Below are 22,616 nucleotides of genomic sequence, written 5' to 3'. Positions count from 1 at the left end.
CGCTTCACAATGATTCTCACCTTGATATTGATAATTTGCTGCGTTGTAACCGTTAAGGTCCTGATTTGAGTATCCAAAGAGGTCTCTTTGAAGTCTTTTAACAGGACGTTTTAGCTGATGTTAAAGGAAAAAACGGGGCCCGAAGGCCCCGCTGACTATCAGGATGAAATAGCCGATCAGTGGGCATCTTCCTGCTTGATTTTGAACCGCATGGCGATGATGACGAACAGTACCGGACCTATGATGGTCCAGACGCCGGTCGAGATGTCACCGGAGATAAAGGGGGCGACCACGGTAAAGACGTTGCCGAATGCCACCAGGATCAGGCTGACAATGGTGGCCAGCAGTACCGAGCGCGAGCTCTTGAAGAAGATCAGGTCCTTCTCCAGTGCCGGATTGTGACGATAGCGATACCAGGCGTAGATGAGGAACATGTAGGGCAGGGTCATGCCGACGTTGGTCATGGTGATGATCAGTTCATAGAGGGCGGCAGCCCCTTCCGGGTTGATCAAAGTGAAGATGGATTTGGCCGCGATGAAGATGCAGACCACCCAGGCCTGAACCTTGAGGGCCTCGACGCGAACGCCATTCTGGTTTTCACGCTGGAAGCGCTCCGGCCAGAAGTAGCTGGGGGTGCCGGTGATAAACTGGCGCAGCGGTGCGTAGGAGAGGGCGATAAAGGCGCCCAGATAGCTCAGGAACATGCCAAGGCCGGCAAAGCGCATGAAGATCTGGCCCAACCACTCGCCACCCAGATGACGACCCAGCTCCAGCATGATGATGAAGAGGGCTGAGAGGGAGGTGATCCCCTCGGCCGGGAAATCGCTCCAGCGCATGATGGAGCCGACCGCCAGAAAGCCGATGATGTAGCAGAGCACGATGAAGGCGCCGGAGAGGAAGATGCCGCGCTTGAGGTCGCGCTCCGGGTCTTCCAGCTCGTCAGCCACACCGGCCATTGCTTCGACGCCGCCGTAGGCGAAGATGGCGAATACCATGAAGCCGAGGAAAGGGATGATGTCGTTGAAGGCGGCATTGGGAGAAGAGGTCAGCGATGCCTCGGTGAAGGGCTCCTGCAGGGTCATGCCGCTCACGGCGAAGGTCAGGACGCCGCCCACCAGCAACAGCACGTTGAGGGCTACGACGGAGAGGCCGCCGATGGCCGCTACCTTGGCGAAGCGAGCGCTGCCGAAGGTGATGAGTTTGGTCACAATGGCCACCAGTGCGATGGCGACGACGCCCAGAATGAAGGGGCCAAAGTCGATACCTGTGCCCAGGGTGACCGGGATAACGGTGATGTCGCGGCCAAACAGCATGAAGGAGAGGGGCACCCACATGGAGAGCGCCTTGCCGAACATCCAGATGACGTAGGAGGCGAACCACATGGTCAGCCCGATAAAGGCGTAACGGGTCGAGACTGAGTGGCGCATCCAGGTAAAGATGCCGCCAGCCTCTTTGCGAAAACCGGTACCGAACTCAATCATCATCAAGATGAAGGGGATGAAAAAGAACAGACCACCGACCACGAACATCGGAATGGCGGCATATCCCATGCGGTAGAAACCGATCCCGATATTAGTAACGCCAAATACCGATGTGAGTATCATCAATATAAAGGCACCCAATTTCAGCTTTTTTGCTGACATATAAAACTCCCTGCTGGTGCAGCATTTTAAATAATCAAAAAATTAAACATATCAAGCTGGATAAATTAATTATCCGGAGTGCATCAGCCTGTCGCGGTGCGACAGGCACAAACGTTCAGCCACGGATCGTTTGGTGGCCGCAAATCACTGTTTGACGAACCTGCATGGCGAATGCCATGGAGAGAAGGGGTGGTGCTGCCAAGCATTGAATGGGCGCGATTTTACCATTAACGGCATCGAATTGGTAAGTTAGCCATATGGTTCTCAATCAGATCGAAATAGCAATGCCAGTTAATTAATACGTTGCGGATGTAATCATTTACGATTCTGGCGTATCTATTTTTCGCTCGATATCCGTGAATAGATAAATGCATAGTTTGTCGACAGATTTAAAAGCAAATGAAAATTGATTCCCTTATCCAAGGCGAGTCAACAGCACGCCACCGGTAATAATGGCGGCTGCAGTCAGACGGGCTCGACCCAGCGGTTCTTTCAGCAGCCAGACCGAGAGCAGCATGGCAAACAACACGCTGCTTTCGCGCAGGGCGGCAACCACGCCGATGGGAGCCTGGGTCATGGCCCAGATGACGATGCCGTAGGCGATCAGGGACATGGCTCCTCCAGTGGCGCCTGCTGCTGCATGCCGGCGGATCTGGCGCCAGGTATTGCGCTTCTGATGGGCGATCAGTACCAGCAACATCACCAGACCGGTGCAGGCGAACAACCAGAGGGTATAGCGCACCGGCTCGCCGCCAGCCCGGGCGCCGGCCCCATCCGAGAGGGTATAAGTCGCGGTAAACATGGCGGTGATCAGCGCCGCCCTGACCGCCTTGCTACCAAGGCGTTGCTGCCCACCTCGCCAGGCCATCAGCAAGACTCCCATGATCAGCACGCAGGCGCCGACGATGCCGCCGTAGCCCGGGTAGTCACCGAGCAGCATGGCACTTAACACCATGGCGAGCAGCGGCGCGCTGCCGCGGGCGAGCGGATAGATCTGGCCAAAATCGCCCTGATTGTAGGCATGACTGAGAAAGAGACAGTAACCGGTATGAAGCAAAATCGAGAGGCCTAGCCAGGGCAGTTCAGCCTGTGATGGCAATCCCAGCGGCAGCAGGGCGACCGCGGCAATCAAACCGGAGAAGAGGGCGACCAGCGAAATGCCGACCAGCCGCTCCTCACCGATTTTGACAAGGGCATTCCAGCTGGCATGGAGCAGGGCTGCCAGCAGCACGGCAAAGAAGACGGTGGTACTCATGGGAGGTGCCTCGAATCCGGGAGCCGATATCATACCCGACCGGCACTTGTCGTGCCGGGATCTCTATCAAGGGATTGGTTGGGCGGGCTCTGTTATTGCCCGCTTTGGCGCAGTTTGCCGAGGGGGCCCAGTACCAGCTTGGGATTGGCATCGAACTTCAGAGCAATATCCTGCAGCGGGACGCCCTGCTGGTTGAGGTGGATGATGTCGGCGGCCATCTTGCCCAGCAGCTTGTAACTGCTGATTGTGCCGACCGTGCAGCCGTGCTGGACGAAGAGCTCGGCGCTGCAGATGGTGGGGATGCTCGCGTCGTTCAGGGCGCTCAGCAGACGGGGAGCGATGGAGAGCAGGTAGCTGTCCGCCGCGAGAAAGACGATGTCGTTGCTGGCATCCTGCTGCAATCGCTTCAGCTCGCTATCTAGCCGCTTGGGATCCGGGGCAATCCGCCAAGGGACCACCTGCCAGTCGTAGCGTCTGGCCTCGGGGATGAGCATGTCTGTGACGAGGCGGGTGTTCTGTTCCCGCGGGTTGAAGGGGACGATGAGCCGTTTGCCGGCGGGCAGGTACTTGCTGGCATTGGCCAGCTGCAGCGCCATCGGCACCATGTTGCTGGTGCCTGCCACCATCTTGTTCAGGTTTTTATCCTTTGCCAGAAAACCGGCACCTGCCGGATCCGAGACCACGCTGAAGATGAGGGGCTTGCGATCGGCCAGCAGACTCTTGGTCATGGCGGTGGCAGTGGTGCCGAAGGTGTAGATGTAGTCGTAGCTGGCCAGATTTGGCTCAATTTGCTGGCGCAGCATGGCCGCCAACGTGGCGCGATCCTGCGCTGCATCGAAGGTGGTGAAGGTGGGTTGATAGCCAAGGCGCAGCAGCTCTTCGCGAAAACCGGCTTCGGCCGCAGTCTCGCCGCGCCAGAGCACCATGGCGATCGAGAGCGCATGTGCCGGCAGAGCCAGCAAAAGCAGGAGTGCAGCAAGCTGTTTCAACATCATCCAGCCTCGTGTCGTACAAACATCACCTGTTGAGCCTAGGCCAGTTTGTCGCTACGTGAACAAAGCAAAAAGCGCGATGGCATGCCATCGCGCTTTTGGTATCCATCCTGACCCGATTAGAAGTCGTAACGGGCAGCCAGCTGGAAGTCATCCTTGTTGGCGGTCGCAGTTCCGGCCACGTTGTCCAGATTGTTGATGCGGTACTCGCCGATGACGCGCAGGTTCTTGTTGAACTTGTACTGGGCGCCCAGGGTGTAGTAGTCCACGTTGTCCTTCTTGACGCCAGCCTTGTCCTGCTCCTGCTTGTTCCACAGCGCCATCAGACCGAAGCCATTCTCGAAGTTGTAGCCCAGCGCGGCTTCCCAGCCGGTGTGGTCGGTGCCGGTGGCCAGGAAGTCGCTGCCGTCGGCGTAGCTCAGGGCGGCGTAGGCGGCCTTGTTGTCGTACTTGGCAGAGATGATCCACAGCTTGGCATCACTCTCGCCGCTTTTGTCGCGAATGCCGACGTTGTAGGCGGTACCCAGTGAGAGATTGAACGGGAAGGTATAGGCCACGGCAGCACCGTAGGCGGCATCGCTATCCTTGCTGGTGGTCTGTTCGGTATCGCCGCCGTCGAACTTGTAGCTGGTATCGAGCTGGAAGCCGTTGAACAGGCCTGAATATTTCAGCACGGAGCCGGCGCGGTTGGTGGCGAAGGTGTCGGTCTTGGCGCCCAGCGCATCGTTGCCGTAGCCATCGGAAAGGGCGACATCAGTCCAGTCAGCCAGGAAGCCCGGGGCTCCTTTCTGGCGGCCGAAGGTGACGCTACCCCAGTCTGCGCCCACACCGGCAAAGGCCAGGCGGGTGCGCAGGTTGTCGGAGTTCTCGCTGATGGTCTTCTCGCTGTCGTTGATATATATCTGCACTTCATACTGGGCCAGCGCTTTCAGACCGCTCTGGATCTGGGTTTCGGCTTTGGCGCCGAAGCGGACAAACTGGTTGGCACCCTGCTTGGCACTGTAATCCTTGGTGCCATTCGGATTGGTAGTACTGACGTTTTCTTTCTTGTCACCGAAGAATTGACCGGCATAGATGCGGCCATAGAGATCCAGCAAAGAGGAGTCATTTTTATAAACTTCAACGGCTTGAGCCTGGAAGGCGGCAGTCAGCGCCAGTGCCACTACAGTCAGCTTTTTCATCTTAATCCCTTGTGTTGCAAGCTTTTGTTTGGAAGACGGGGCCATCCTAGGGAGGGCGGATGACAGCGGGGTGACAGTTGGATGAAGAGTCGATGGCAGTTGGATTGCAATTGGATGAATTGGCTACATTTATGCGCCTACCAGCTACTTTTGTGCGCAAAGGTTTGCCCTTGTGGTAGAATGCCGCCCGTTTTCGAGCTCCATAGGTTGGATATGCGATGAGACGTGAACTGGCAATCGAGTTTTCCCGAGTGACGGAAGCGGCTGCACTGGCTGGCTACAAGTGGCTCGGACGTGGTGACAAGAATATCGCCGATGGGGCGGCCGTTGCGGCCATGCGCCACATTCTCAACCAGATCGAGATCGATGGTGAGATTGTGATCGGCGAAGGTGAAATTGATGAAGCGCCGATGCTCTATATCGGCGAGAAGGTTGGTACCGGACACGGCGACGCGGTGGATATCGCGGTCGATCCCATCGAGGGTACCCGCATGACTGCCATGGGTCAGGCCAATGCGCTGGCCGTGCTGGCGGTGGGCGACAAGGGTTCCTTCCTGAAAGCGCCTGACATGTACATGGAAAAGCTGATCGTCGGGCCCAGAGCCAAAGGCGCCATCGACCTGAATCAGGCTCTCGAGCTGAACCTCAAGGCTGTGGCCAAGGCGCTGGGCAAGCCGCTCTCCCGTCTGACCGTCATTACCCTGGCCAAGCCGCGTCATGACAAGGCGATCAAGGAGATGCAGGGGCTGGGCGTGCGCGTTTTCGCCATTCCCGATGGTGACGTCGCAGCCTCCATCCTCACCTGTCTGCCGGACAGCGAAGTGGACATGCTGTACGGCATTGGCGGCGCACCGGAAGGGGTGATCTCCGCTGCGGTGATCCGCGCGCTGGATGGCGATATGCAGGCCCGTCTGGTGCCGCGTCACCGGGTCAAGGGCGACAGCCCCGAGGTGATCGCGCTGGGCGAGCAGGAGATTGCCCGCTGCGAAGCGCTCGGCATCGACGTCAACAAGGTACTCAAGCTGGAAGACATGGCGAAGAACGACAACGTCATCTTCTCCGCCACCGGCATCACCAAGGGTGATCTGCTGGACGGCATCACCAGCGATGGCGTGATGGCGACCACCGAGACCCTGCTGATCCGTGGTAAATCCCGTACCATCCGTCGTATCAAGTCGATCCATTACCTTGAGCGCAAAGACAGCGTAGTGCGCGACATTATTCTGTGATGTGGTGAATACTGGTCGGCGGCAAGTCCCGTACTATGTGCCGTCGTATCAAGTCGATCCATTATCTGGAACGCAAAGACAGCGTGGTTCGCGACATCATCCTGTGATGATGGCTCTGCCCGCCATGCGGTAGTGAATCAAGCCCGATCGCCTCGCGGTCGGGCTTTTTGCTGCCTGCCCTCTACGTTTGTCATCTGGCCTGGGCTATGGTGGCAGAGAGTCCGACAGTGCAGGTTGATCCTGTGACAGGAGTGGGTTGTATGGAGTGTCGTTCCGGTTGCGGTGCCTGTTGCATCGCTCCCAGTATCAGCAGTGCCATCCCCGGCATGCCCGATGGCAAACCGGCTGGCGTCCCCTGCATCCAGCTTGATGCGCGCCTTGGTTGCAAGATCTTCGGCCAGCCCGAACGGCCGGCGGTATGTGGTGGCTTTCGTCCGATGGCGGATGTGTGCGGTAGTCACCGCGCCGAGGCCATCTGGCTGATTGGCGAGCTGGAGCGGCTCACCACCTGACGAGAGCAGAACAAAGAGATAAAAAAGAGGCCGCATTGTGCGGCCTCTTCTCTTTTTGCTGTTTGCAGTTTCAGGGTCAGATCCCCGCCAGCTCCAGCGCCTGACGGTAGTACTCGTTGGCCTTGTTGGTAAGGCGGCGCTTGTCCATCACCTGACCGAGTGCGTGGTAGACGGCGGCACTGGGCGCCTTCTCCACCTGCTGCTCCAGTAGCTTCTGGGCCTCGTCGAGCTGACCGGCTAGCAGATAGAGCTGGGCCAGCGCGTTGTCGACCTCCGGCTGCCCCTGCTGTTTTTGCAGCAGCGCCAGCAGCGGCTGGTAGTTGTCGAGTTTCAGCTTGGGCAGACGGCTCAGCAGCTGCGGCATGGCTTGCTTGCGCAACGCCTCCTGCCAGAGGCTGGCCGCTTCGCTGTCGGCACCCAGCCCGCGCAGCAGATCTCCGTAGCTGGCCAGCAGCTCAGGTTCAAGGCGCAGTTTGCGCGGCAGCTCCTGCCACACCGCCTTGAGGGTCTCCAGATTGCTGGCCGCCTGCTGCAGACGGCCATTCCACGCCTGTTGCAGCAGCTCCTCTTCCTGTTCCGGGGTCAGCTTGCCCACCTTGTGCAGGGTGGGGATAAGATCGCACAGGGCCGCCCAGTCGTGGCGGGCCAGATGCACCTGACGCAGCTGATCCAGCACCATGGGATGGCGCGGGTTGAGGGCGTAGACCGACTCCAGCATCGCCAGCGCCGTGTCGTACTGGCCCTGCTCGATCTGCAGCTGGGTCTGGGTCAGGGTAAGCGCGAGCTCGGCCTTGGGGTTCTCCTCCTGCGCCTTTTGCAGGTATTGATCCCGGCGGACATCGTCACCGCGCGCCTGGGCCGCCTTGGCGGCGCTCAGATAGTTGAGCAGCGGAGTGTCGCTGTTGCTGGCGCCCTTGAGCATCAGCTTTTCAGCTTGGCTGTAGTGGCCTTCGGCCATCGCCAAAGTTGCGGCCACGGTCTGCTGATTGGCCTTGCGGCGGCGACGCGAGCCGTACCAGCCGAGGGTCTTGCGGCGCAGACCGAACACCCGGCCCAGCAGCCACTCGACGATGAGCAGGGCACCATAGAACAGCACGGCCAGGATCACTGCGCTGGTGACGGAAGATTCGATGGTGTAGTTGCCGAGGGCAATCAGGACATAGCCCTTGTTGCCTGATGCCTGCGGGCCGAAGATCAGCCCTGCGACCATGACGGCAACCAGAATGATAATGCGGATCATGGTGCCCCCTTAACTGCTGGCCAGAATGCGTTGCAGGCGTTCGGTCAGCACCTGCTCCAACATCGCCTGGGTCTTGAACTGCTCCGGATAGCTGATCTGGATCTGCTCGCCCTTGAGTTTGTCGAGCTCACCCTGCATGTAGTGGGTGGCGCTGTTGTCGGTATCGAAGTACTGGGTCAGCCAGCGCTGCGCCTTGTCGATGCTGTCCTCATAGAGGGACTGCTGTTCGCGATAGACGGCGAGTTGCGCCTGCAGCAGCTTGGTCTTGAGGTTTTCGCGCAGGAAAAATTCCTGCTGCGGTGAGAGCAGGGCCTCCACGGCGCCATCGCGGCGACGGATGGTGATGAAGTTCTCGGTGAACTTGACCCAGTTCTTCTTCAGGTTGCTCTCCCACTCGTCAGGATTGGTGCTGACCGCCTGATCTTGCTCTTGTTTGGCTTCCGGCATGTTGACGGCGGAGAGCGGGAGCAGCTCGATCTGGTCTTCGAGGGCGGCCAGCTTGAGGGTCAGTCCTTCGCGGTCGATGCGCGGCATCCCTTTGAGCTTGGTGATATCTTCGGCCAGCGCCTTGCGGATCGGCATCAGGCTGGGGTCGTTGAGGGCGGCAATGCGCTCGTCGGCGTTGCCGAGCAGGGTGATGGCAGAGACAAGGTCATGCTCCAGCCACAGCTTGCGGCCCGCCATGCGCACCAGATACTCGGATTCGGCCAGCATCCAGTCGTTGGGGCGCTTGTCGTTGAGATCCAGTACCCGGTTCTGCAGCCCCTGCATCTCGCCCTGCAGCCGTTGCTGGGTCTGGCCCAGCGCGGCCAGTTGTTCGGCATCCTTGCTGTTGCTCTGGTCAATCTTGCTCATGGCGCTGGCCAGCTGCTGCTTGAGCTGGGCCAGTTCGGCCTGCTGGGCCACCGCATTCTTGTGACCATGCAGATAGAGACCACCGGTCAGGCCAAGGGCCAGCAGGATGGCGACCCCTCCCAGAACGGCACCGGAGCGGCTCTTGCTGCCATTGACCACCGCGGTCGGCTGGGGTGTGACCTGGGATTCTTGTTGTGCTGTCATTCCATCTTCCTCAGTTCCAGTGCGGCCATCAGGGCCTGGTTGGATGCACCTTGGGCAATCGTGATATGGATAAAGCCCGCAGCGCTGGCCATCTCGGCCACGCGCGGACTGGGGACCACCAGCAGGCGGTCAAAAAGCCAGGGCTGCTGGCTGGTGGGAACCAGCTCCAGTAGCCGTTGCAACAGTTCACCACTGGTGACAAGCAGGCTGTCGAGTCCCGCTGCCTGCCAGTGGCGGGTCAATGCTTCCCCGTCAAAGTCGGGGTAGTGGCGCTCATAGGCGGCACAATAGTGCACCAGAGCACCGCGTGAGGCCAGCGTGCTGGCGATGAGATCCCGCCCGCCATTGCCGCGCAGGATCACCACCCGCTTGCCGCTCACCTGCTGCAGTTCGGGCAGGGCCAGCAGTCCCTCGCTGCGCGGGTCGTCCGGGCAGATCGCCCGCACGCCCACTTCGGCAAAGGCATCGGCACTCGCCTGACCCACTGCGAAGTACTCAATATGTGGCCAGGTCAGACCAGTTTGCAACAGAAAATCGTGTGCAAAATGAACGGCATGGATGCTGACGGCGATAACGATGTCGGCATCTTGCAGCATGTCGGCCAAGCGGGGGAGGTCGCTGCCCGCGACCGTTTCCAGCAGTGGGCAGCAGAGTGGTGCATGACCGTACCGGCGCAGCAACTGCGCCAGCTCGGTGGCCTGAGCGGCCGGACGCACCACCAGCGGGATCATGCGCGGTAGACCTCGGCCAGGATCTCGTCGGCGCCAGCCGCCAGCAGGCGCTGTGCCAGTGTCTCTCCCAGCGTTTCGCCTTCGCTGACCGGGCCGCGTATTTCGTCGCGGATGACGCGGGTGCCATCCGGGCTGCCCACCAGACCGCGCAGCCAGATCTGTTCGCCCTCGACCAGTGCATAGGCACCGATAGGCACCTGACATCCTCCTTGCAGGGCGCGGTTCATGGCGCGCTCGGTCAATACCCGGGCGCGGGTCTCGGCGTGCTCCAGCGGCGCCAGCAGGGCGTGCAGCTCATGATCGTCGAGGCGGCATTCGATGCCGACAGCCCCCTGACCGTTGGCTGGCAGGCTCTGCTCCGGCTCGATAAAGGCGGTGATGCGGTGCGCCATCTCCAGTCGTTTCAGACCGGCGGCTGCCAGAATGATGGCGTCATATTCACCGGCATCCAGCTTGGCAAGGCGAGTGTTGACGTTGCCGCGCAGATCCCGGATCACCAGGTCGGGGCGGGCTGCACGCAGCTGGCATTGGCGACGCAGGCTGGAGGTGCCGACCACGGCCCCTTGCGGCAGCTCGGCAATGGCCTTGAAGCGGTTGGAGACGAAGGCATCGCGCGGATCTTCCCGCACGCAGATGGTGTGCAGACCGAGCCCCTCGGGGAACTCCACCGGCACGTCTTTCATGGAGTGGACGGCGATGTCGGCGCGCCCTTCCAGCATGGCGGTCTCCAGCTCCTTGACGAACAACCCCTTGCCGCCCACTTTGGCCAGAGGGGTATCGAGGATCTTGTCACCCTGAGTGCTCATCGGTACCAGTTCGACCTGCAACTCTGGATGCAGGGCTTCAAGCTGGTCTTTTACAAAGTTGGCCTGCCACAGGGCCAGCGGGCTCTTGCGAGTGGCAATTTTCAGGGTTCGGGCTGCCATATCAATCAGTTGTTTCATTTTTAGAAGGAAATCGATATTACCACCCTTTGCCCGGGCTTTCATGGCGGAGCCGGCAAAAGCGGGCTCAAGCTCAAAAATGGAGGCTGAAAATGATTTTCATTAAGTTGAGATGATTGATTAATTCATTGAAATTATTGAAATTTAACCGTTTCCCCTGATACTTGTTGTGGTCGTACCAGAAATAATCCGGTGATTCGCTGTCGGCTTGTTTACCACTGCTGTTTGCATTGTTAACATGATCACACTTTTTTGACGTATCCCGCTTTTGGTGCGTCATTTTCACCTTGGTGATAGGCAGGGCATTGCTGGAAAAACTCGACACGCTGGTTGCGCGTTATGACGGGATTACCCGTCTCAAGACGCAACGGGCGCTGGGCCTCATGAGTCGCTACGGGCAGCAGGTATTTCAACTGCTGCCGGTCATGCTGCACTTCAATCATCCCCTGTTGCCTGGCTATGTTTCCGGTGATGTCCCTCATGGCATCTGGAGTTTCAGCACCACCCCGGAGCAGCAAGCCTTCATCGATGACCTCTGCCAGAATGCCAACTGCCTCAACGGGCTTGCCACCCATGACCGAGCCATTCAAGGGCTTTACTCCATGGGCAGCACCTCCTCCATCGGCCAGTGCTGTCACTCGGATCTCGATATCTGGGTCTGCCACGTGGCCGGCTTGTCGCAGACGCGGCTCGATCTGCTGGAGCAGAAGTGCCAGCAACTCTCCAAGTGGGCGGAACAGCGCGGGGTCGATCTCAACTTCTTCCTGATCCCGGAAGACAAGTTCCGCCAGACCAACGATGCCGAGATGCAGGGGGAGAGCTGTGGCAGCGCCCAGCATCTGCTGCTGCTCGACGAGTTTTACCGCAGCGCCATGCATATCGCCGGCAAGCGGCTCATCTGGTATCTGGTGCCCGTCGAATATGACGACCACTACGACGAGTATGTGAACGGGCTGTTCGAGAGCGGTCAGCTCGATCAGGATGACTGGCTCGATCTTGGCAGTTTTAACCGGATCCCGGCCGAGGAGTATTTCGGCTCGGCACTGTGGCAGCTCTACAAGGGGATCGACTCTCCCTATAAAGCCGTGCTCAAGTCGGTGCTGATGGAAGCCTACTCCCACGAGTACCCCAATACCCGCCTGCTCTCGATGATTGGCCGCGACTGGTTCCAGCACAACGAGGGGATGCACTACCGGCTCGACAACTACTGCCTGATGCTGGACAAGGTGACCAACTACCTCAAGTCCATCGGTGACATGGCGCGACTCGATCTGGTGCGCCGCTGCTTCTACCTCAAGGTGTGCGATGGCCTCAGCCATCCCAAGGACGATCACTCTCCCGAGTGGCGTCGCGAGCAGATGAGCCAGCTGGTCTCTTACTGGGGCTGGAGTCAGGAGAAGCTGTACCACCTCGATCATCGCCACGAGTGGAAGGTCGAGGAGGTGAAGATCGCCCATGCCGAGTTGCTGGAAGCCCTGATGCAGAGCTACCGCAACCTGATCCAGTTCGCCCGCCGCAACAACATCAGCGAGTCGATCAACCCGGAGGATATCGGCATCTTGTCGCGCAAGCTCTATGCCGCTTTCGAGAGCCTGCCGGGCAAGGTGCAGCGGGTGAACCTCAAGATAGCGCCGGATCTGAGCGAGCCGGATCTCAGCTTCGTGCAGGTGCCGCACGGCCGCCTTAACCGCGCCGGCTGGTATCTCTACAAGCATTCGCTGGAGCCGGTGGACATCATTGGCCGCGCGCCGCTCGAGTTCAATGGTTACATCAGCAAGCTGGTCTCCTGGGCATATTTCAACGATCTGCTGACGCCCCAGTCGCGGGTGCACCTCTTCAATCAGGGGTCGGATCTGCACATCGACAATCTGCACCAGTTCTGTCGCGATCTCTCCGGTTGCTTCCCCGAGAAGTATCCGCTCGCCACCAACCTGGCGCTCAGTCGGCCGTGCGAGATCCGTCAGCTCTCCATCTTCCTCAACCTGGAGATGGACCCGACCAGCCACTGGGTCGGCCAGGTGATCGAGTTCGACGCAAATACCGTGGATGTATTTTCGTTTGGTCGCAATCAGGAGTGTCTGGTCGGTTCGGTGGATCTGGTCTATCGCAACTCCTGGAGCGAGATCCGCACCCTCCATTTTCAGGGGGACGAGGCGGTGGTCGATGCCCTCACCACCATCCTCGGCAAGATGCATCAGGATGCCGCCGCCCCCGAGATGATCGAGGTGTTCTGCTACAGCCAGCACTTCCGCTCTCTGGTGCGCTCCCGCTTCCAGACGCTGGTGGCGGAGTGTATCGATCTGCGCCTGGCCCGCGACAAGCAGCAGCTGGTCAAGACCATGGCGCTCGGCCGCGAGAAGTACGGCATCTTCTTCGAGCGGCGTGGGGTATCGGTGAAGAAGCTGGAGAACGCCATCGATTTTTACCGCCACATCTCCCACAACAAGCTGGATCACCTGCCGCTGCGGCTCGACAAGACCCACAGCCAGCATCTGCCGAGCATCGTCGATGCCTATGCCAGCGAAGGGCTGGTGCAGTTCTTCTTCGATACCCGGGATGCGGGCACCAACATCTATATCCTCGATGAGGCGAACCGGGTCGAAATCTACCAGCACTTTGCCGGCAACAAGGATGAGCTGGTCTCCGGCGTGAACCGCTTCTACACCTCGAATCACGAGCGCTTCAGCGATGACGGTCAGTTCATCAACTTCAACCTGCCCCAGTACTACGAGATAGTGCAGCACAATGGCGAGCTGGCGGTTATTCCCTACCGCAGCCAGGGGGCGGGGCGTGAACAGGTGCCGCCGACCCGAGATGTGGGTTAGCCGCTGCGGATACGCATCCTGAGAGCACAGCAATAAAAACGGCCTGCAGTTGCAGGCCGTTTGCGTTTGCGGTTGCTCAGGCGCCGAGGCGGGCCAGCAGCCAGCTGCGAATGTCGCCCAGCTGAGGGCGGCAGATCTCGTGGCGCATCGGGTACTCGTGCCACTCCGGGGCGAGCCCTATCTCTTCCAGCCGGTTCTTGGCATCCCAACCGAGCGACAGGCTCACCACATCGTCATAGATGCCATGCATGTAGCAGATGGGCAGGGAGCGAGCGGCCTCGCTCATTTCGTCTGCCAGCTTGTCGGGGGCGGCCAGATAGGTGGACATGCAGAGCAGGCCTGCCAGCTGTGCCTGATAGCGCAGCGCGGTGAAGGAGGCAATTACCCCGCCCTGAGAGAAACCGGCCAGCACGATATGCTCGGGGGCAAACCCTTCGGCGGCCAGCTGATCCAGCAGGGCGCTGATCTGGCTGGCTGATTCACGGACATGGGACTCCACGGCCCGCTCGGCGGGATCCTCGAAGCTCTTGATGTCGTACCAGCCGCGCATCTTGTAGCCCATGTTGATGGTGATGGGGCGCTCCGGCGCATCCGGCAGCAGGTGACGCACCGGCAAGTCGGCGGGCAGATCCAGCGCATCCACCAGCGGGGCCAGGCCGGCGCCGGAATCACCCAGCCCGTGCAGCCAGATCACCGCGTGACGGGCGCCCTGTGGATGGAGGTCAATCATGGGAACACCACGGATTCACCAGCCTGAGCGGAGCAGGACTTGCTCAGCAGTGCCTTGAGCTCATGGCCGAAGCGGTTGTCGATCCAGGTTTCACCCTGCAAATCGAAGTGGAAGCCGTTCTCGCGGGTGGCGACCCAAATCTGGTGCAGCGGCTCCTGCTTGTTGATGATCACCTTGGTCTTGTTCTCGAACACGAGGGTCAGGACACCCCCGTTGCGCTCGCAGTCGATATCCGGATACCCCTCGTCGAGCGTGTCCTCCACATACTGGAAAAAGGCGTCGGTCAGGGCGTGATACTCGTGATCCTTCATCGGTTTATCCTGTTGCTTTTAACAATGTGAGTGCGATTATAGAGGGCCAAAATTTTTTTCGCAGCGAACCATTATGATTACCCAGTTCACCAAGTGTCTGCTTGCTACTCTTCTTTCCCTCGGGTTGGCCGCCTGCGGTCTGAAGGGGCCGCTTTATATGCCGCCTCCCGAGCAATCCCAGAGCCAGAGTACACCGCAAGCGGCACAGCCTGCGACCCCTGCGGCAACCAACGAGGCCGCGCCGCAATAATGCCGCACCCATTCTAGGAAGGAACCGCCCCTTTGGATCACTTTAACTACGATGCCGCTGGCCAGCTTCAGGCCGAGCAAACCTCGCTGCAACAGCTTGCCGAGCAGTACGGTACCCCGCTTTATGTCTACTCCCGTGCCACCCTCGAACGTCACTGGCACGCCTTTGACAAGGCCGCGGGCGATATTCCCCACCTGATCTGCTATGCGGTCAAGGCCAACTCCAACCTGGCGCTGCTCAACCTGCTGGCCCGACTGGGGTCAGGGTTCGACATTGTTTCCGGTGGCGAGTTGTCACGGGTGCTGGCGGCGGGCGGTGATCCGCGCAAAGTGGTCTTCTCCGGGGTGGCCAAGAGCGAGGCCGAGATGCGCCTCGCGCTGGAAAAAGAGATCCTCTGCTTCAATCTGGAGTCGGAAGCCGAGCTGGAGCGCCTCAACCGGGTGGCGGGCAGCCTGGGCAAGAAGGCACCGGTGTCGGTGCGGGTCAATCCGGATATCGATGCCGGTACCCATCCTTATATTTCTACTGGCCTCAAGCAGAACAAGTTCGGCATCCCCATCGAGCTGGCCCCCGCTATCTATCGCAAGGCGGCGGCGATGGAACATATCGAGATCGTCGGGGTGGATTGCCATATCGGCTCGCAACTCACTGAATTGAATCCCTTTATGGAAGCGGCGGACAAGCTGCTGCGGCTGATCGATGGTCTGGCGGCGGAAGGTATTCATATCCACCATCTGGATGTGGGTGGCGGCCTGGGGGTCAACTATGGTTCCGAGCAGCCACCGCACCCGACCGAGTATGCCGAAGCGCTCAAGCAGAAGCTGGCGGGGCGGGATCTGACCCTGCTGTTCGAACCGGGCCGCGCCATCGTCGCCAATGCCGGCGTGCTGCTGACCCGGGTCGAGTATCTGAAGCCGGGCGAGACCCGCAACTTCGCGCTGATCGATGCCGGCATGAACGACATGCTGCGCCCCTCGCTCTATGGCGCCTGGATGAACATCATCGAGGTGGATAGCCGTGCCAGCCATGCCCCTGCGCTCTATGACGTGGTGGGGCCGGTGTGCGAGACCGGGGATTTCCTCGGCAAGGAGCGCACCCTGGCCATCGCCGAGGGTTCGCTGCTGGCGGTGCGCTCGGCCGGTGCCTACGGCTTTACCATGTCATCCAACTACAACACCCGTCCCCGTGCCGCCGAAGTGCTGGTGGACGGCACGCAATCGTTCCTCATCAGAGAGCGCGAGCAGTTGACCGATCTCTGGCGCGGTGAGCACTTGCTGCCTTAAGCTGCCTTTAAAAGTGCCTTGAGCGCGCGCCCAAAAACAGGAACGCACGATGTTGATAGATTTTTCCAAGATGCACGGGCTGGGAAACGACTTCATGGTGGTGGACGGTGTCACCCAGAAGATCTTTTTCAGCAACGACGTCATCAAGAAGCTGGCTGATCGCCACTTCGGGGTCGGTTTTGACCAGCTGCTGCTGGTGGAGCCCCCCTATGACCCCGAGCTCGATTTTCACTACCGTATCTTCAATGCCGATGGCAGCGAGGTGGAGCAGTGCGGCAATGGCGCCCGCTGTTTCGCCCGTTTCGTGCGTCTCAAGGGGTTGATCAACCGCGATCGCATCGCGGTCAGCACGGCGCGCGGTCGCATCGTGTTGCAGCTGGAGGGGGAGAATCAGGTCACGGTCAACATGGGAGTGCCCCAGTTCGAGCCGGGCAAGATCCCGTTTCGGGCCCAGAAGGCAGAGAAGACCTATCTGCTGCGGGCGCAGGAACATACCGTGATGTGCGGTGCTGTCTCCATGGGCAACCCCCACTGCGTCATCGAGGTGCCGTCGGTGGCCGAGGCGCCGGTGGCGACACTGGGGCCCATCATGGAGCGTCACGAGCGTTTTCCCGAGCGGGTCAACGTCGGCTTCATGGAGATGGTCAACGCCACCGAGATCAAGCTGCGGGTGTTCGAACGCGGGGTAGGGGAAACCCTTGCCTGTGGCACCGGAGCCTGCGCGGCGGCGGTCATCGGCATGAGTCAGGGCAAGCTCAAGGAGCGGGTCACCGTCAGCCTGCCGGGCGGCAAACTGACTATAGCCTGGAAAGGGCCGGGTCAGCCGGTCTACATGACCGGGCCGGCCGAGCATGTCTTTGATGGCCAGATCGACGTATAAAGCAGTTATTCCGATTGATAGCGGTTCAGGCTGCAGGAGCTAGGCTCCCGCAGCCCATGATGTCGGGGCCCCGGCCCCTTTCTCTGATGGATCAACCAAGTTATGAGTGAACTCAAACGGCAGGAGCAACTGGTGGACGAAGCCGCCGTGCTGGAGTACCTGGCCCGTTACCCCGAGTTTTTCCAGCGCCACGGTGCCGTGCTGGACAGGATCCGTATTCCCCACGAGCGCAAAGGCTCGGTTTCGCTGGTCGAACGCCAGCTGGATCGCCAGCGCGAACGGATCGAACAGCTGGAGCAGGAGATCACCGAACTGATGGGGATCGCCAGCGAGAACGAGCGGATCTTCCGGGTCTATGCCGATCTCTATGGCGAGCTCTATGGCTGCCAGACCCTGTTCGAGGTGAGTGCCGTGATGGGCAAGGCCTTCGTGCAGCGGCTGCGGCTGACCGGTCTGCGGCTCTGGCTCAATCCGAAAAAGTTTCAGTTAAGCGGCCCTGAAGCGCGCTTTCTGGCCGAGGGCAAACAGCTGGAGCAGCTGCTGGGTCAGCGCCTGCCGGGGCAGGATTACTACTTCGGCCGCCTGAACCAGAGCGAGAAGCAGGCGCTGTTTGGTCACGACGTGCTGGTCAACTCGGTTGCCCTGATGCGGCTTGGCGATCTCGGTGTGTTGGCCTTTGCCAGCTCGGATCCCAGCCACTTCACCCCGCACAACGACACCCTGTTGCTGGGCCAGCTGGGCCGACTGCTACAACTGCGGCTGCCAGAGCTGGCGCATGGCTAGGGCGCCCGCCAAGACGCCTCCTGTTGCCGAGCCACTGCCGTCCGGATTGGCTGACGATCTGGTGGCATTCATCGAATATCTGAGGGTCGAGCGCCAGCTCAGCCCTCACACCCGCAGCAACTATCAGGCCCATCTGGAGGCGATGACCGCCGCGCTGGTGAAGCTGGGGCTCGAAACGTGGAGCCGGCTTGAGGCGAGTCAGGTTCGGACTCTGGTGACCCGGATGCACAAAGAGGGGCTGGCGCCCCGTTCGCTCGCTACCAAGGTCTCCGCCCTGCGCAGCTTCTGTGACTGGCAGGTTCGGCAGGGGCGGCTGGTGGCCAATCCGGCCCGCGGCATTGTGACCCCCAAGCAGGGGCGGCCACTGCCGAAGAACCTCGATGTGGACGAGATGCACCAGCTGCTCAACATCACCGACGAGCAGGATCCGCTGGCGGTGCGGGATCGCGCCATCATGGAGCTGATGTACTCCTCCGGTTTGCGCCTGGCCGAGCTGGTCGGGCTCAATCTGGTGGATGTGAAACTCGACGACCGTCAGCTCAGGGTGACCGGTAAAGGCTCCCGCGAGCGGGTGCTGCCCATCGGCCGGATGGCGGTGGAGTGGCTGCACAAATGGCTCAAGGTGCGGCCGCTGCTGGCGGGCACCGAGAGTGAGGCGCTGTTTGTCTCCAGCCGCCAGCAGCGGCTGTCGGCCCGCTCGGTACAGGCCCGCCTCGATGGCTGGGGCAACAAGCAGGCGCTCAATGCCCATGTCCATCCCCACAAGCTGCGCCACAGCTTTGCTACCCACATGCTGGAGTCCTCCGGCGATCTGCGGGCGGTGCAGGAGCTGCTGGGCCATGCCGACCTGTCAACTACCCAGATTTATACCCACCTCGACTTCCAGCATCTGGCCAAGGTCTACGACAGCGCTCACCCGAGGGCCAAGCGGGATCCCGAATCGCAGGAAGATGAATAACGGGCCGTGCGCCCCCGTTGCAGAGGAGAGTCCATGCACTTCTATCGCCGCTGGCAGCCGGTTGCCGCCATCTCGTTTGATCTCGACGATACCCTCTATGACAACGGCCCGGCCATCGAGCGGGCCGAGCAGTGGATGTTGAGCCACCTGCGCAGCGAATATCTGGCCACCGCCATGCTCGACAAGCCGCGTTGGCTGGAGCTCAAACGCGCTGTGCTGCTGGCCCGCCCAGAGCTGCGCCACGATGTCAGTCTGGCGCGCCAGCAAACCATCCGTACCGCCATGATGGAGGGTGGGATGCCGGCGGCGCAGGCCGGGCGCGTGGCCGAAGAGGTATTTGCCGCGTTTCTGGCCGAGCGCTCGAAAATCGAGGTGAGCGATGCGACTCATGACCTGCTGGCCCGGCTGGCGGCACGCTATCCGCTGGTGGTCATCACCAACGGCAATCTGGATCTGGTGCAGGCCGGGCTTGAACCCTATTTCACTCTGGTCTGCAAGGCAGGGATGAATGCCAGAATGAAGCCAGCACCGGATATGTTTGAGCAGACCCGCAGCGCCCTCAAACTGCCTGCGGAGCGGATCCTCCATGTGGGGGATCATCCCGAGACCGATGTACTGGGGGCTCGTCTGCACGGCTTTAGCGCCGCCTGGCTCAACGAGCGGCAGCAGCCATGGCTGCAGTTGCAGCAACTGCCGGATGTAGAGCTGAGCGCGTTGGGAGAGCTGGCCGAGCTGCTGTTGTGAAGGTTGCCGGGCCGGTGAGGTAATGAAGGGGAAGTAGTATGGCGGAGCTGTCGTCACAACTCCGCCCGAGGTTGCCTTATCTGCCGCCAAACAGCTTCATAAGTTTATCAAGCAAATCAAGTTGTTGTGGTGGATGCTTCATGGACTCCGCCTCGCGATCCAGCAGCGCCTGCTGCTCCTGCTGACGATCGCTCAGCACCCGATAAAGGGGCTCGACCAGCGATTCGCGCTGGGCAACCAGCGCCTGGAACATCGCTTGGTTGATGCGATAGGTCTCGACCGTGGCGAGCGCCCGTACCGTGAAGGTGCTGGGCTCGCCGGTAAGCAGGCTCAGTTCGCCAAAGAAGTCACCGGCCCCGAGCGTGCCGAGTTTCAACTCTTTTCCATCCGCATTGACCAGCATCTCGGCCTCGCCCTTGACCAGCACGAAGAGCCAGCTTGACACCTCTCCCTGCTCCAGCATGACGTCACCGCTGACGAAGGGGGCGAATTTCACCTGATCGGCCAGCTGAAGCAGCTCGTTCTCCTGCAACATGGCAAACAGCGGCAGCTTGCGCAACGTGTCGGTACGCTCGGCGGTATGGCGTTTGTGGCGTGCATCCAGATGTTGCTTCTCCTTGGCCATAAAGACGTTGAAGATCGGTGGAGTGAGGCGCCTGTCATTGCGACGCAGGGCGGCATCTATGAGGCTGCGTACCATGGAGTCGGTGGGGTCATCGCGGGCCAGATCGGTCAGCCAGTAGCGCACCGCATAGCGGGCAATACCCCCTTCGACGTTCATCAGCAGACAGTCCGGTTGCGGGTGCTTGGCGACGCAGGGCAGTTTGGTCTCCCGCAGGGACTTCTCGATCAGAGCGATAATTTGGGTCGGCAGGGTATCCAGCGTCAGATCGAACCAGACCCAGCGTCGCCACTGGAGCGGTTCGCCACGGCGACGGCCGAGTACAGTGAAACGCTGTTTGAGCAGGTGGCTGTTGGGGATGACCACTGTCTCCCAGTTGCGGGTCTCGATGGTGGTGGCGCGCCAGTTGATCTCGACGACGCGCCCCTGGGTGGTGTCCACCTGCAGCCAGTCACCGATGGAGATGGAGCTGTCGAGCTGGATCGATACGCCAGCCAGCAGGTTGCCGAGAGTGTCCTGCATGGCAAAGGCGATGACGGCGGTGATCACCGCCGAGGTGGTGACTATCTCCCCGAGCGCCATGCCGGAAGCGTAGAGGCGAAAGAGCCCCCAGCCGATGTAGCCGATGGTGATGACGATGTCGGCGATGATCCGCGGGATCTTCACGTGACAGAGCGGCAGCAGGAATTCGAACAGCAGGATCCCCCAGATCTTCACCATCACCAACCCTGCCAGCAGGGTGGAGATTTCAACCAGCAGATGGTGAGGGAGCGGCAGCTTGAACCAGCCGCCTTCCAGCTGGATCAGGACGATGACCACTATGCTCATCATCACGAAGCCAAGCTCGGAGAGGAGCTCTCGCCGTTCACCGGGGCGGCGCCAGAAGTGCACCAGCATCAGCGACAGGGTGAGCAGGGTCCAGAACGGGTGTTCACCGATCCAGAGCAGGGTCGGTAGCGCAGTGAGATTATCGCCAAACATAGCAGCCCCTTGGCATTGTTTACCTCCAGCATAGCTGTTCCACGGCGGAGAAATGGTGCGCCGATGCGCCATTTTATTTATGCTGCACTCAATAGCTTCAGGGAGGGCTTCCAGTGCAATTTTCAAAGAAAATCATCTGCTTGATGGCGCTCTTGCCGTTGGCTGGCTGTGACCTGCTGGTGGATCGCTATCGGGTCGAGTTCAGGGATGGATCCTGGCGCGAGATTGCCATTACCCCCTTCTCCAGCGAGGCACGCTGGCGCGAGGGATGTGCGACTGGCGAGGTGCTGAGCGACATGACGGTACCCATCAAGCGTGGCGACAAGGTGAATGGCCGTGAGCAGCTGTTGATTGGAGGGGAGAAGTTCGAGCTGGATGACAACAATCTCTATCGCAGCAATGGCATGGTATTCGGCCAGTCGCCGGATCATATCCAGCGCGGCCTGAAAGGACTGGATGCCTGTCGTGGCTTGCGCCTCGAGCGAGGGGGAATGCCCAAGCTCAAGGCGCGCGGGTTTGGCGAGTGATTAGGTCTTGCTGGTGACTGCCTGGCGCTTGCGGCAGGCATCGCCAAAAGCCTGGAAGATCTTGATGGAGTAGGGGTTTTCCCTCGCTTTCCACTCCGGATGCCACTGCACAGCCAGCAGGAAGGGGGAGATGACGGGGGCGTGGATCGCCTCGATCAGGCCATCCTCGGCGTGGGCCAGCGGTTCCAGCCCGCTGCCCAGCGTCTTGATCCCCTGTCCGTGCAACGAGTTGACGGCAATGGTTTCTTCGCCCATCAGGTCGGCAAACCAGCTGCCGGAGACCAGATTAATCTGGTGGCTCTCGCCATACTGCTCGTCTACCGGATCGTCCGAATCCTCCCGATGATCGTCATATCCCGGCTCGCTATAGACCTTCTGGTGGATATCTCCACCCAGCGCTACGTTGATCTCCTGCATGCCGCGGCAGATGCCGAGGATCGGTAGTCCACGCGCCAGCGCCCCCTTGATGAGCGGCAGATCGAACAGATCGCGATCCCGGTCCTGCTGCTTCTCCGGAGTGAGGTTCTCCTGACCATAGAGGGCGGGGTCTATGTTGGAACCCGCCCCGCTCAGGTAGACGCCATCCGCCAGATCCAGATACTGCTCCAGATCAGCTGTGCCGCAGCAGGTGGGCACTAGCAGAGGAACACAGTGGCTGAGTTCCACCAGCGGCGTGATGTATTTGTGGGTCATCACCTGATAGGCGTGGCCGTTGCGGGGCTGGGCGCCCATGGTCATCAATACGACGGGTTTACGGTTGGGAGGGAGTGAAGGCGTTGACATAGGGCACCTGAGTTATCCTTGGCGTTGAATTCGCATCCTGCGCCTTGGGCAGACCCTTGCACATCAACCGGACAAGGGCATGCCTCAAGGCATGGTCAAGGGATCCCGTGTCGGCCCGGGGGGCAGAATCGTCGGTCAGCCTCGGCAACGACA

Annotated in this window: 22 protein-coding genes; 10 read left to right on the top strand and 12 right to left on the bottom strand. The window is 60.3% G+C overall.

Annotation, left to right across the window (positions count from 1 at the left end):
• Positions 1-176 precede the first annotated feature (176 nt).
• From yjeM to NOM67_RS14210, 4 genes are all read right to left on the bottom strand, one after another.
• On the bottom strand, positions 177-1,643 hold the full coding sequence (gene yjeM, locus NOM67_RS14225) for a glutamate/gamma-aminobutyrate family transporter YjeM (RefSeq protein WP_156853768.1): 1,467 nt from the start codon (positions 1,641-1,643) through the stop codon (positions 177-179).
• A 415-nt stretch (positions 1,644-2,058) separates the two neighbouring features.
• On the bottom strand, positions 2,059-2,898 hold the full coding sequence (locus NOM67_RS14220; protein WP_198037994.1) for a DMT family transporter: 840 nt from the start codon (positions 2,896-2,898) through the stop codon (positions 2,059-2,061).
• 92 nt (positions 2,899-2,990) lie between these two features.
• Positions 2,991-3,893, bottom strand: a complete 903-nt coding sequence (locus tag NOM67_RS14215; RefSeq protein WP_255938065.1) for an ABC transporter substrate-binding protein — start codon at positions 3,891-3,893, stop codon at positions 2,991-2,993.
• Between the two features lie 116 nt (positions 3,894-4,009).
• Positions 4,010-5,071: a porin gene (locus tag NOM67_RS14210; protein ID WP_255938063.1), complete on the bottom strand. Its 1,062-nt coding sequence runs from the start codon at positions 5,069-5,071 to the stop codon at positions 4,010-4,012.
• 218 nt (positions 5,072-5,289) lie between these two features.
• Here NOM67_RS14210 and glpX point away from each other — a divergent pair, with 218 nt between their 5' ends.
• Both glpX and NOM67_RS14200 read left to right on the top strand, forming a co-directional pair.
• On the top strand, positions 5,290-6,300 hold the full coding sequence (gene glpX / locus NOM67_RS14205) for a class II fructose-bisphosphatase (protein WP_041210099.1): 1,011 nt from the start codon (positions 5,290-5,292) through the stop codon (positions 6,298-6,300).
• Between the two features lie 260 nt (positions 6,301-6,560).
• Positions 6,561-6,812, top strand: a complete 252-nt coding sequence (locus NOM67_RS14200; RefSeq protein WP_033115487.1) for a YkgJ family cysteine cluster protein — start codon at positions 6,561-6,563, stop codon at positions 6,810-6,812.
• A 76-nt stretch (positions 6,813-6,888) separates the two neighbouring features.
• Here the strand turns inward: NOM67_RS14200 and NOM67_RS14195 are convergent, their stop codons facing one another.
• The 4 genes from NOM67_RS14195 to hemC are packed head-to-tail and all read right to left on the bottom strand — an operon-like array spanning position 6,889 to position 10,768.
• On the bottom strand, positions 6,889-8,052 hold the full coding sequence (locus NOM67_RS14195; RefSeq protein ID WP_255938060.1) for a heme biosynthesis HemY N-terminal domain-containing protein: 1,164 nt from the start codon (positions 8,050-8,052) through the stop codon (positions 6,889-6,891).
• Between the two features lie 9 nt (positions 8,053-8,061).
• Positions 8,062-9,111, bottom strand: a complete 1,050-nt coding sequence (locus tag NOM67_RS14190) for a uroporphyrinogen-III C-methyltransferase (protein WP_043850945.1) — start codon at positions 9,109-9,111, stop codon at positions 8,062-8,064.
• On the bottom strand, positions 9,108-9,842 hold the full coding sequence (locus NOM67_RS14185; protein ID WP_215802264.1) for a uroporphyrinogen-III synthase: 735 nt from the start codon (positions 9,840-9,842) through the stop codon (positions 9,108-9,110). Before NOM67_RS14185 ends, NOM67_RS14190 begins: the two co-directional genes overlap by 4 nt.
• Positions 9,839-10,768, bottom strand: coding sequence for a hydroxymethylbilane synthase (gene hemC, locus NOM67_RS14180; protein ID WP_156853852.1), 930 nt, complete (start codon positions 10,766-10,768; stop codon positions 9,839-9,841). The genes NOM67_RS14185 and hemC overlap by 4 nt, the downstream gene beginning before the upstream one ends.
• Positions 10,769-11,091: 323 nt before the next feature.
• Between hemC and NOM67_RS14175 the strand changes: the two genes are divergently transcribed.
• Positions 11,092-13,611: a class I adenylate cyclase gene (locus NOM67_RS14175; RefSeq protein WP_156853762.1), complete on the top strand. Its 2,520-nt coding sequence runs from the start codon at positions 11,092-11,094 to the stop codon at positions 13,609-13,611.
• 76 nt (positions 13,612-13,687) lie between these two features.
• Here the strand turns inward: NOM67_RS14175 and NOM67_RS14170 are convergent, their stop codons facing one another.
• Complete coding sequence (locus NOM67_RS14170; RefSeq protein WP_255938055.1) at positions 13,688-14,341, bottom strand: alpha/beta hydrolase; 654 nt, start codon at positions 14,339-14,341, stop codon at positions 13,688-13,690.
• Positions 14,338-14,652, bottom strand: coding sequence for an iron donor protein CyaY (cyaY, locus tag NOM67_RS14165; RefSeq protein ID WP_255938053.1), 315 nt, complete (start codon positions 14,650-14,652; stop codon positions 14,338-14,340). Before cyaY ends, NOM67_RS14170 begins: the two co-directional genes overlap by 4 nt.
• Before the next feature lie 73 nt (positions 14,653-14,725).
• Between cyaY and NOM67_RS14160 the strand changes: the two genes are divergently transcribed.
• From NOM67_RS14160 to NOM67_RS14135, 6 genes are all read left to right on the top strand, one after another.
• Positions 14,726-14,902 carry a lipoprotein gene (locus NOM67_RS14160; protein WP_082044105.1) on the top strand — a complete coding sequence of 59 codons (177 nt, stop codon included), beginning with the start codon at positions 14,726-14,728 and terminating at the stop codon, positions 14,900-14,902.
• A 32-nt stretch (positions 14,903-14,934) separates the two neighbouring features.
• On the top strand, positions 14,935-16,185 hold the full coding sequence (gene lysA / locus NOM67_RS14155) for a diaminopimelate decarboxylase (RefSeq protein ID WP_156853760.1): 1,251 nt from the start codon (positions 14,935-14,937) through the stop codon (positions 16,183-16,185).
• 49 nt (positions 16,186-16,234) lie between these two features.
• A complete protein-coding gene (gene dapF / locus NOM67_RS14150) occupies positions 16,235-17,065 on the top strand; it encodes a diaminopimelate epimerase (protein WP_043850953.1) in 831 nt (276 codons plus the stop codon).
• A 102-nt stretch (positions 17,066-17,167) separates the two neighbouring features.
• A complete protein-coding gene (locus tag NOM67_RS14145) occupies positions 17,168-17,848 on the top strand; it encodes a DUF484 family protein (RefSeq protein ID WP_033115477.1) in 681 nt (226 codons plus the stop codon).
• Positions 17,841-18,806 (top strand): tyrosine recombinase XerC, encoded by a 966-nt coding sequence (xerC, locus tag NOM67_RS14140; protein WP_255938048.1) that lies wholly within the window; start codon positions 17,841-17,843, stop codon positions 18,804-18,806. The genes NOM67_RS14145 and xerC overlap by 8 nt, the downstream gene beginning before the upstream one ends.
• A gap of 33 nt (positions 18,807-18,839) precedes the next feature.
• Positions 18,840-19,550: an HAD-IA family hydrolase gene (locus NOM67_RS14135; protein ID WP_255938046.1), complete on the top strand. Its 711-nt coding sequence runs from the start codon at positions 18,840-18,842 to the stop codon at positions 19,548-19,550.
• A 76-nt stretch (positions 19,551-19,626) separates the two neighbouring features.
• On the opposite strand, the gene NOM67_RS14130 is transcribed toward NOM67_RS14135, so the two are convergent.
• Entirely contained in the window at positions 19,627-21,153 is a 1,527-nt protein-coding gene (locus NOM67_RS14130; RefSeq protein WP_041210112.1) for a cyclic nucleotide-binding domain-containing protein, read from the bottom strand.
• 143 nt (positions 21,154-21,296) lie between these two features.
• Between NOM67_RS14130 and NOM67_RS14125 the strand changes: the two genes are divergently transcribed.
• Positions 21,297-21,680, top strand: coding sequence for a hypothetical protein (locus NOM67_RS14125; protein ID WP_041210163.1), 384 nt, complete (start codon positions 21,297-21,299; stop codon positions 21,678-21,680).
• Here the strand turns inward: NOM67_RS14125 and NOM67_RS14120 are convergent, their stop codons facing one another.
• Positions 21,681-22,463, bottom strand: coding sequence for a gamma-glutamyl-gamma-aminobutyrate hydrolase family protein (locus NOM67_RS14120; protein ID WP_255938042.1), 783 nt, complete (start codon positions 22,461-22,463; stop codon positions 21,681-21,683).
• Between the last annotated feature and the right edge of the window lie 153 nt (positions 22,464-22,616).

It is taken from the genome of Aeromonas sp. SG16 (assembly GCF_024436135.1).
GTDB lineage: Bacteria > Pseudomonadota > Gammaproteobacteria > Enterobacterales > Aeromonadaceae > Aeromonas > Aeromonas jandaei.
This window is presented reverse-complemented; position numbering and strand designations above follow the sequence as displayed.

What these genes read in the sequence shown, in the direction of transcription:
- NOM67_RS14215 (WP_255938065.1), bottom strand. Translation starts at nt 3,893, where the DNA reads ATGATGTTGAAACAGCTTGCTGCACTCCTGCTTTTGCTGGCTCTGCCG.
- NOM67_RS14200 (WP_033115487.1), top strand. Translation starts at nt 6,561, where the DNA reads ATGGAGTGTCGTTCCGGTTGCGGTGCCTGTTGCATCGCTCCCAGTATC.
- NOM67_RS14170 (WP_255938055.1), bottom strand. Translation starts at nt 14,341, where the DNA reads ATGATTGACCTCCATCCACAGGGCGCCCGTCACGCGGTGATCTGGCTG.
- xerC (WP_255938048.1), top strand. Translation starts at nt 17,841, where the DNA reads ATGGCTAGGGCGCCCGCCAAGACGCCTCCTGTTGCCGAGCCACTGCCG.
- NOM67_RS14195 (WP_255938060.1), bottom strand. Translation starts at nt 8,052, where the DNA reads ATGATCCGCATTATCATTCTGGTTGCCGTCATGGTCGCAGGGCTGATC.
- NOM67_RS14185 (WP_215802264.1), bottom strand. Translation starts at nt 9,842, where the DNA reads ATGATCCCGCTGGTGGTGCGTCCGGCCGCTCAGGCCACCGAGCTGGCG.
- dapF (WP_043850953.1), top strand. Translation starts at nt 16,235, where the DNA reads ATGTTGATAGATTTTTCCAAGATGCACGGGCTGGGAAACGACTTCATG.
- NOM67_RS14190 (WP_043850945.1), bottom strand. Translation starts at nt 9,111, where the DNA reads ATGACAGCACAACAAGAATCCCAGGTCACACCCCAGCCGACCGCGGTG.
- glpX (WP_041210099.1), top strand. Translation starts at nt 5,290, where the DNA reads ATGAGACGTGAACTGGCAATCGAGTTTTCCCGAGTGACGGAAGCGGCT.
- hemC (WP_156853852.1), bottom strand. Translation starts at nt 10,768, where the DNA reads ATGGCAGCCCGAACCCTGAAAATTGCCACTCGCAAGAGCCCGCTGGCC.
- NOM67_RS14125 (WP_041210163.1), top strand. Translation starts at nt 21,297, where the DNA reads ATGGCGCTCTTGCCGTTGGCTGGCTGTGACCTGCTGGTGGATCGCTAT.
- cyaY (WP_255938053.1), bottom strand. Translation starts at nt 14,652, where the DNA reads ATGAAGGATCACGAGTATCACGCCCTGACCGACGCCTTTTTCCAGTAT.
- NOM67_RS14135 (WP_255938046.1), top strand. Translation starts at nt 18,840, where the DNA reads ATGCACTTCTATCGCCGCTGGCAGCCGGTTGCCGCCATCTCGTTTGAT.
- NOM67_RS14130 (WP_041210112.1), bottom strand. Translation starts at nt 21,153, where the DNA reads ATGTTTGGCGATAATCTCACTGCGCTACCGACCCTGCTCTGGATCGGT.
- NOM67_RS14160 (WP_082044105.1), top strand. Translation starts at nt 14,726, where the DNA reads ATGATTACCCAGTTCACCAAGTGTCTGCTTGCTACTCTTCTTTCCCTC.
- NOM67_RS14220 (WP_198037994.1), bottom strand. Translation starts at nt 2,898, where the DNA reads ATGAGTACCACCGTCTTCTTTGCCGTGCTGCTGGCAGCCCTGCTCCAT.
- NOM67_RS14210 (WP_255938063.1), bottom strand. Translation starts at nt 5,071, where the DNA reads ATGAAAAAGCTGACTGTAGTGGCACTGGCGCTGACTGCCGCCTTCCAG.
- yjeM (WP_156853768.1), bottom strand. Translation starts at nt 1,643, where the DNA reads ATGTCAGCAAAAAAGCTGAAATTGGGTGCCTTTATATTGATGATACTC.
- NOM67_RS14120 (WP_255938042.1), bottom strand. Translation starts at nt 22,463, where the DNA reads ATGTCAACGCCTTCACTCCCTCCCAACCGTAAACCCGTCGTATTGATG.
- NOM67_RS14145 (WP_033115477.1), top strand. Translation starts at nt 17,168, where the DNA reads ATGAGTGAACTCAAACGGCAGGAGCAACTGGTGGACGAAGCCGCCGTG.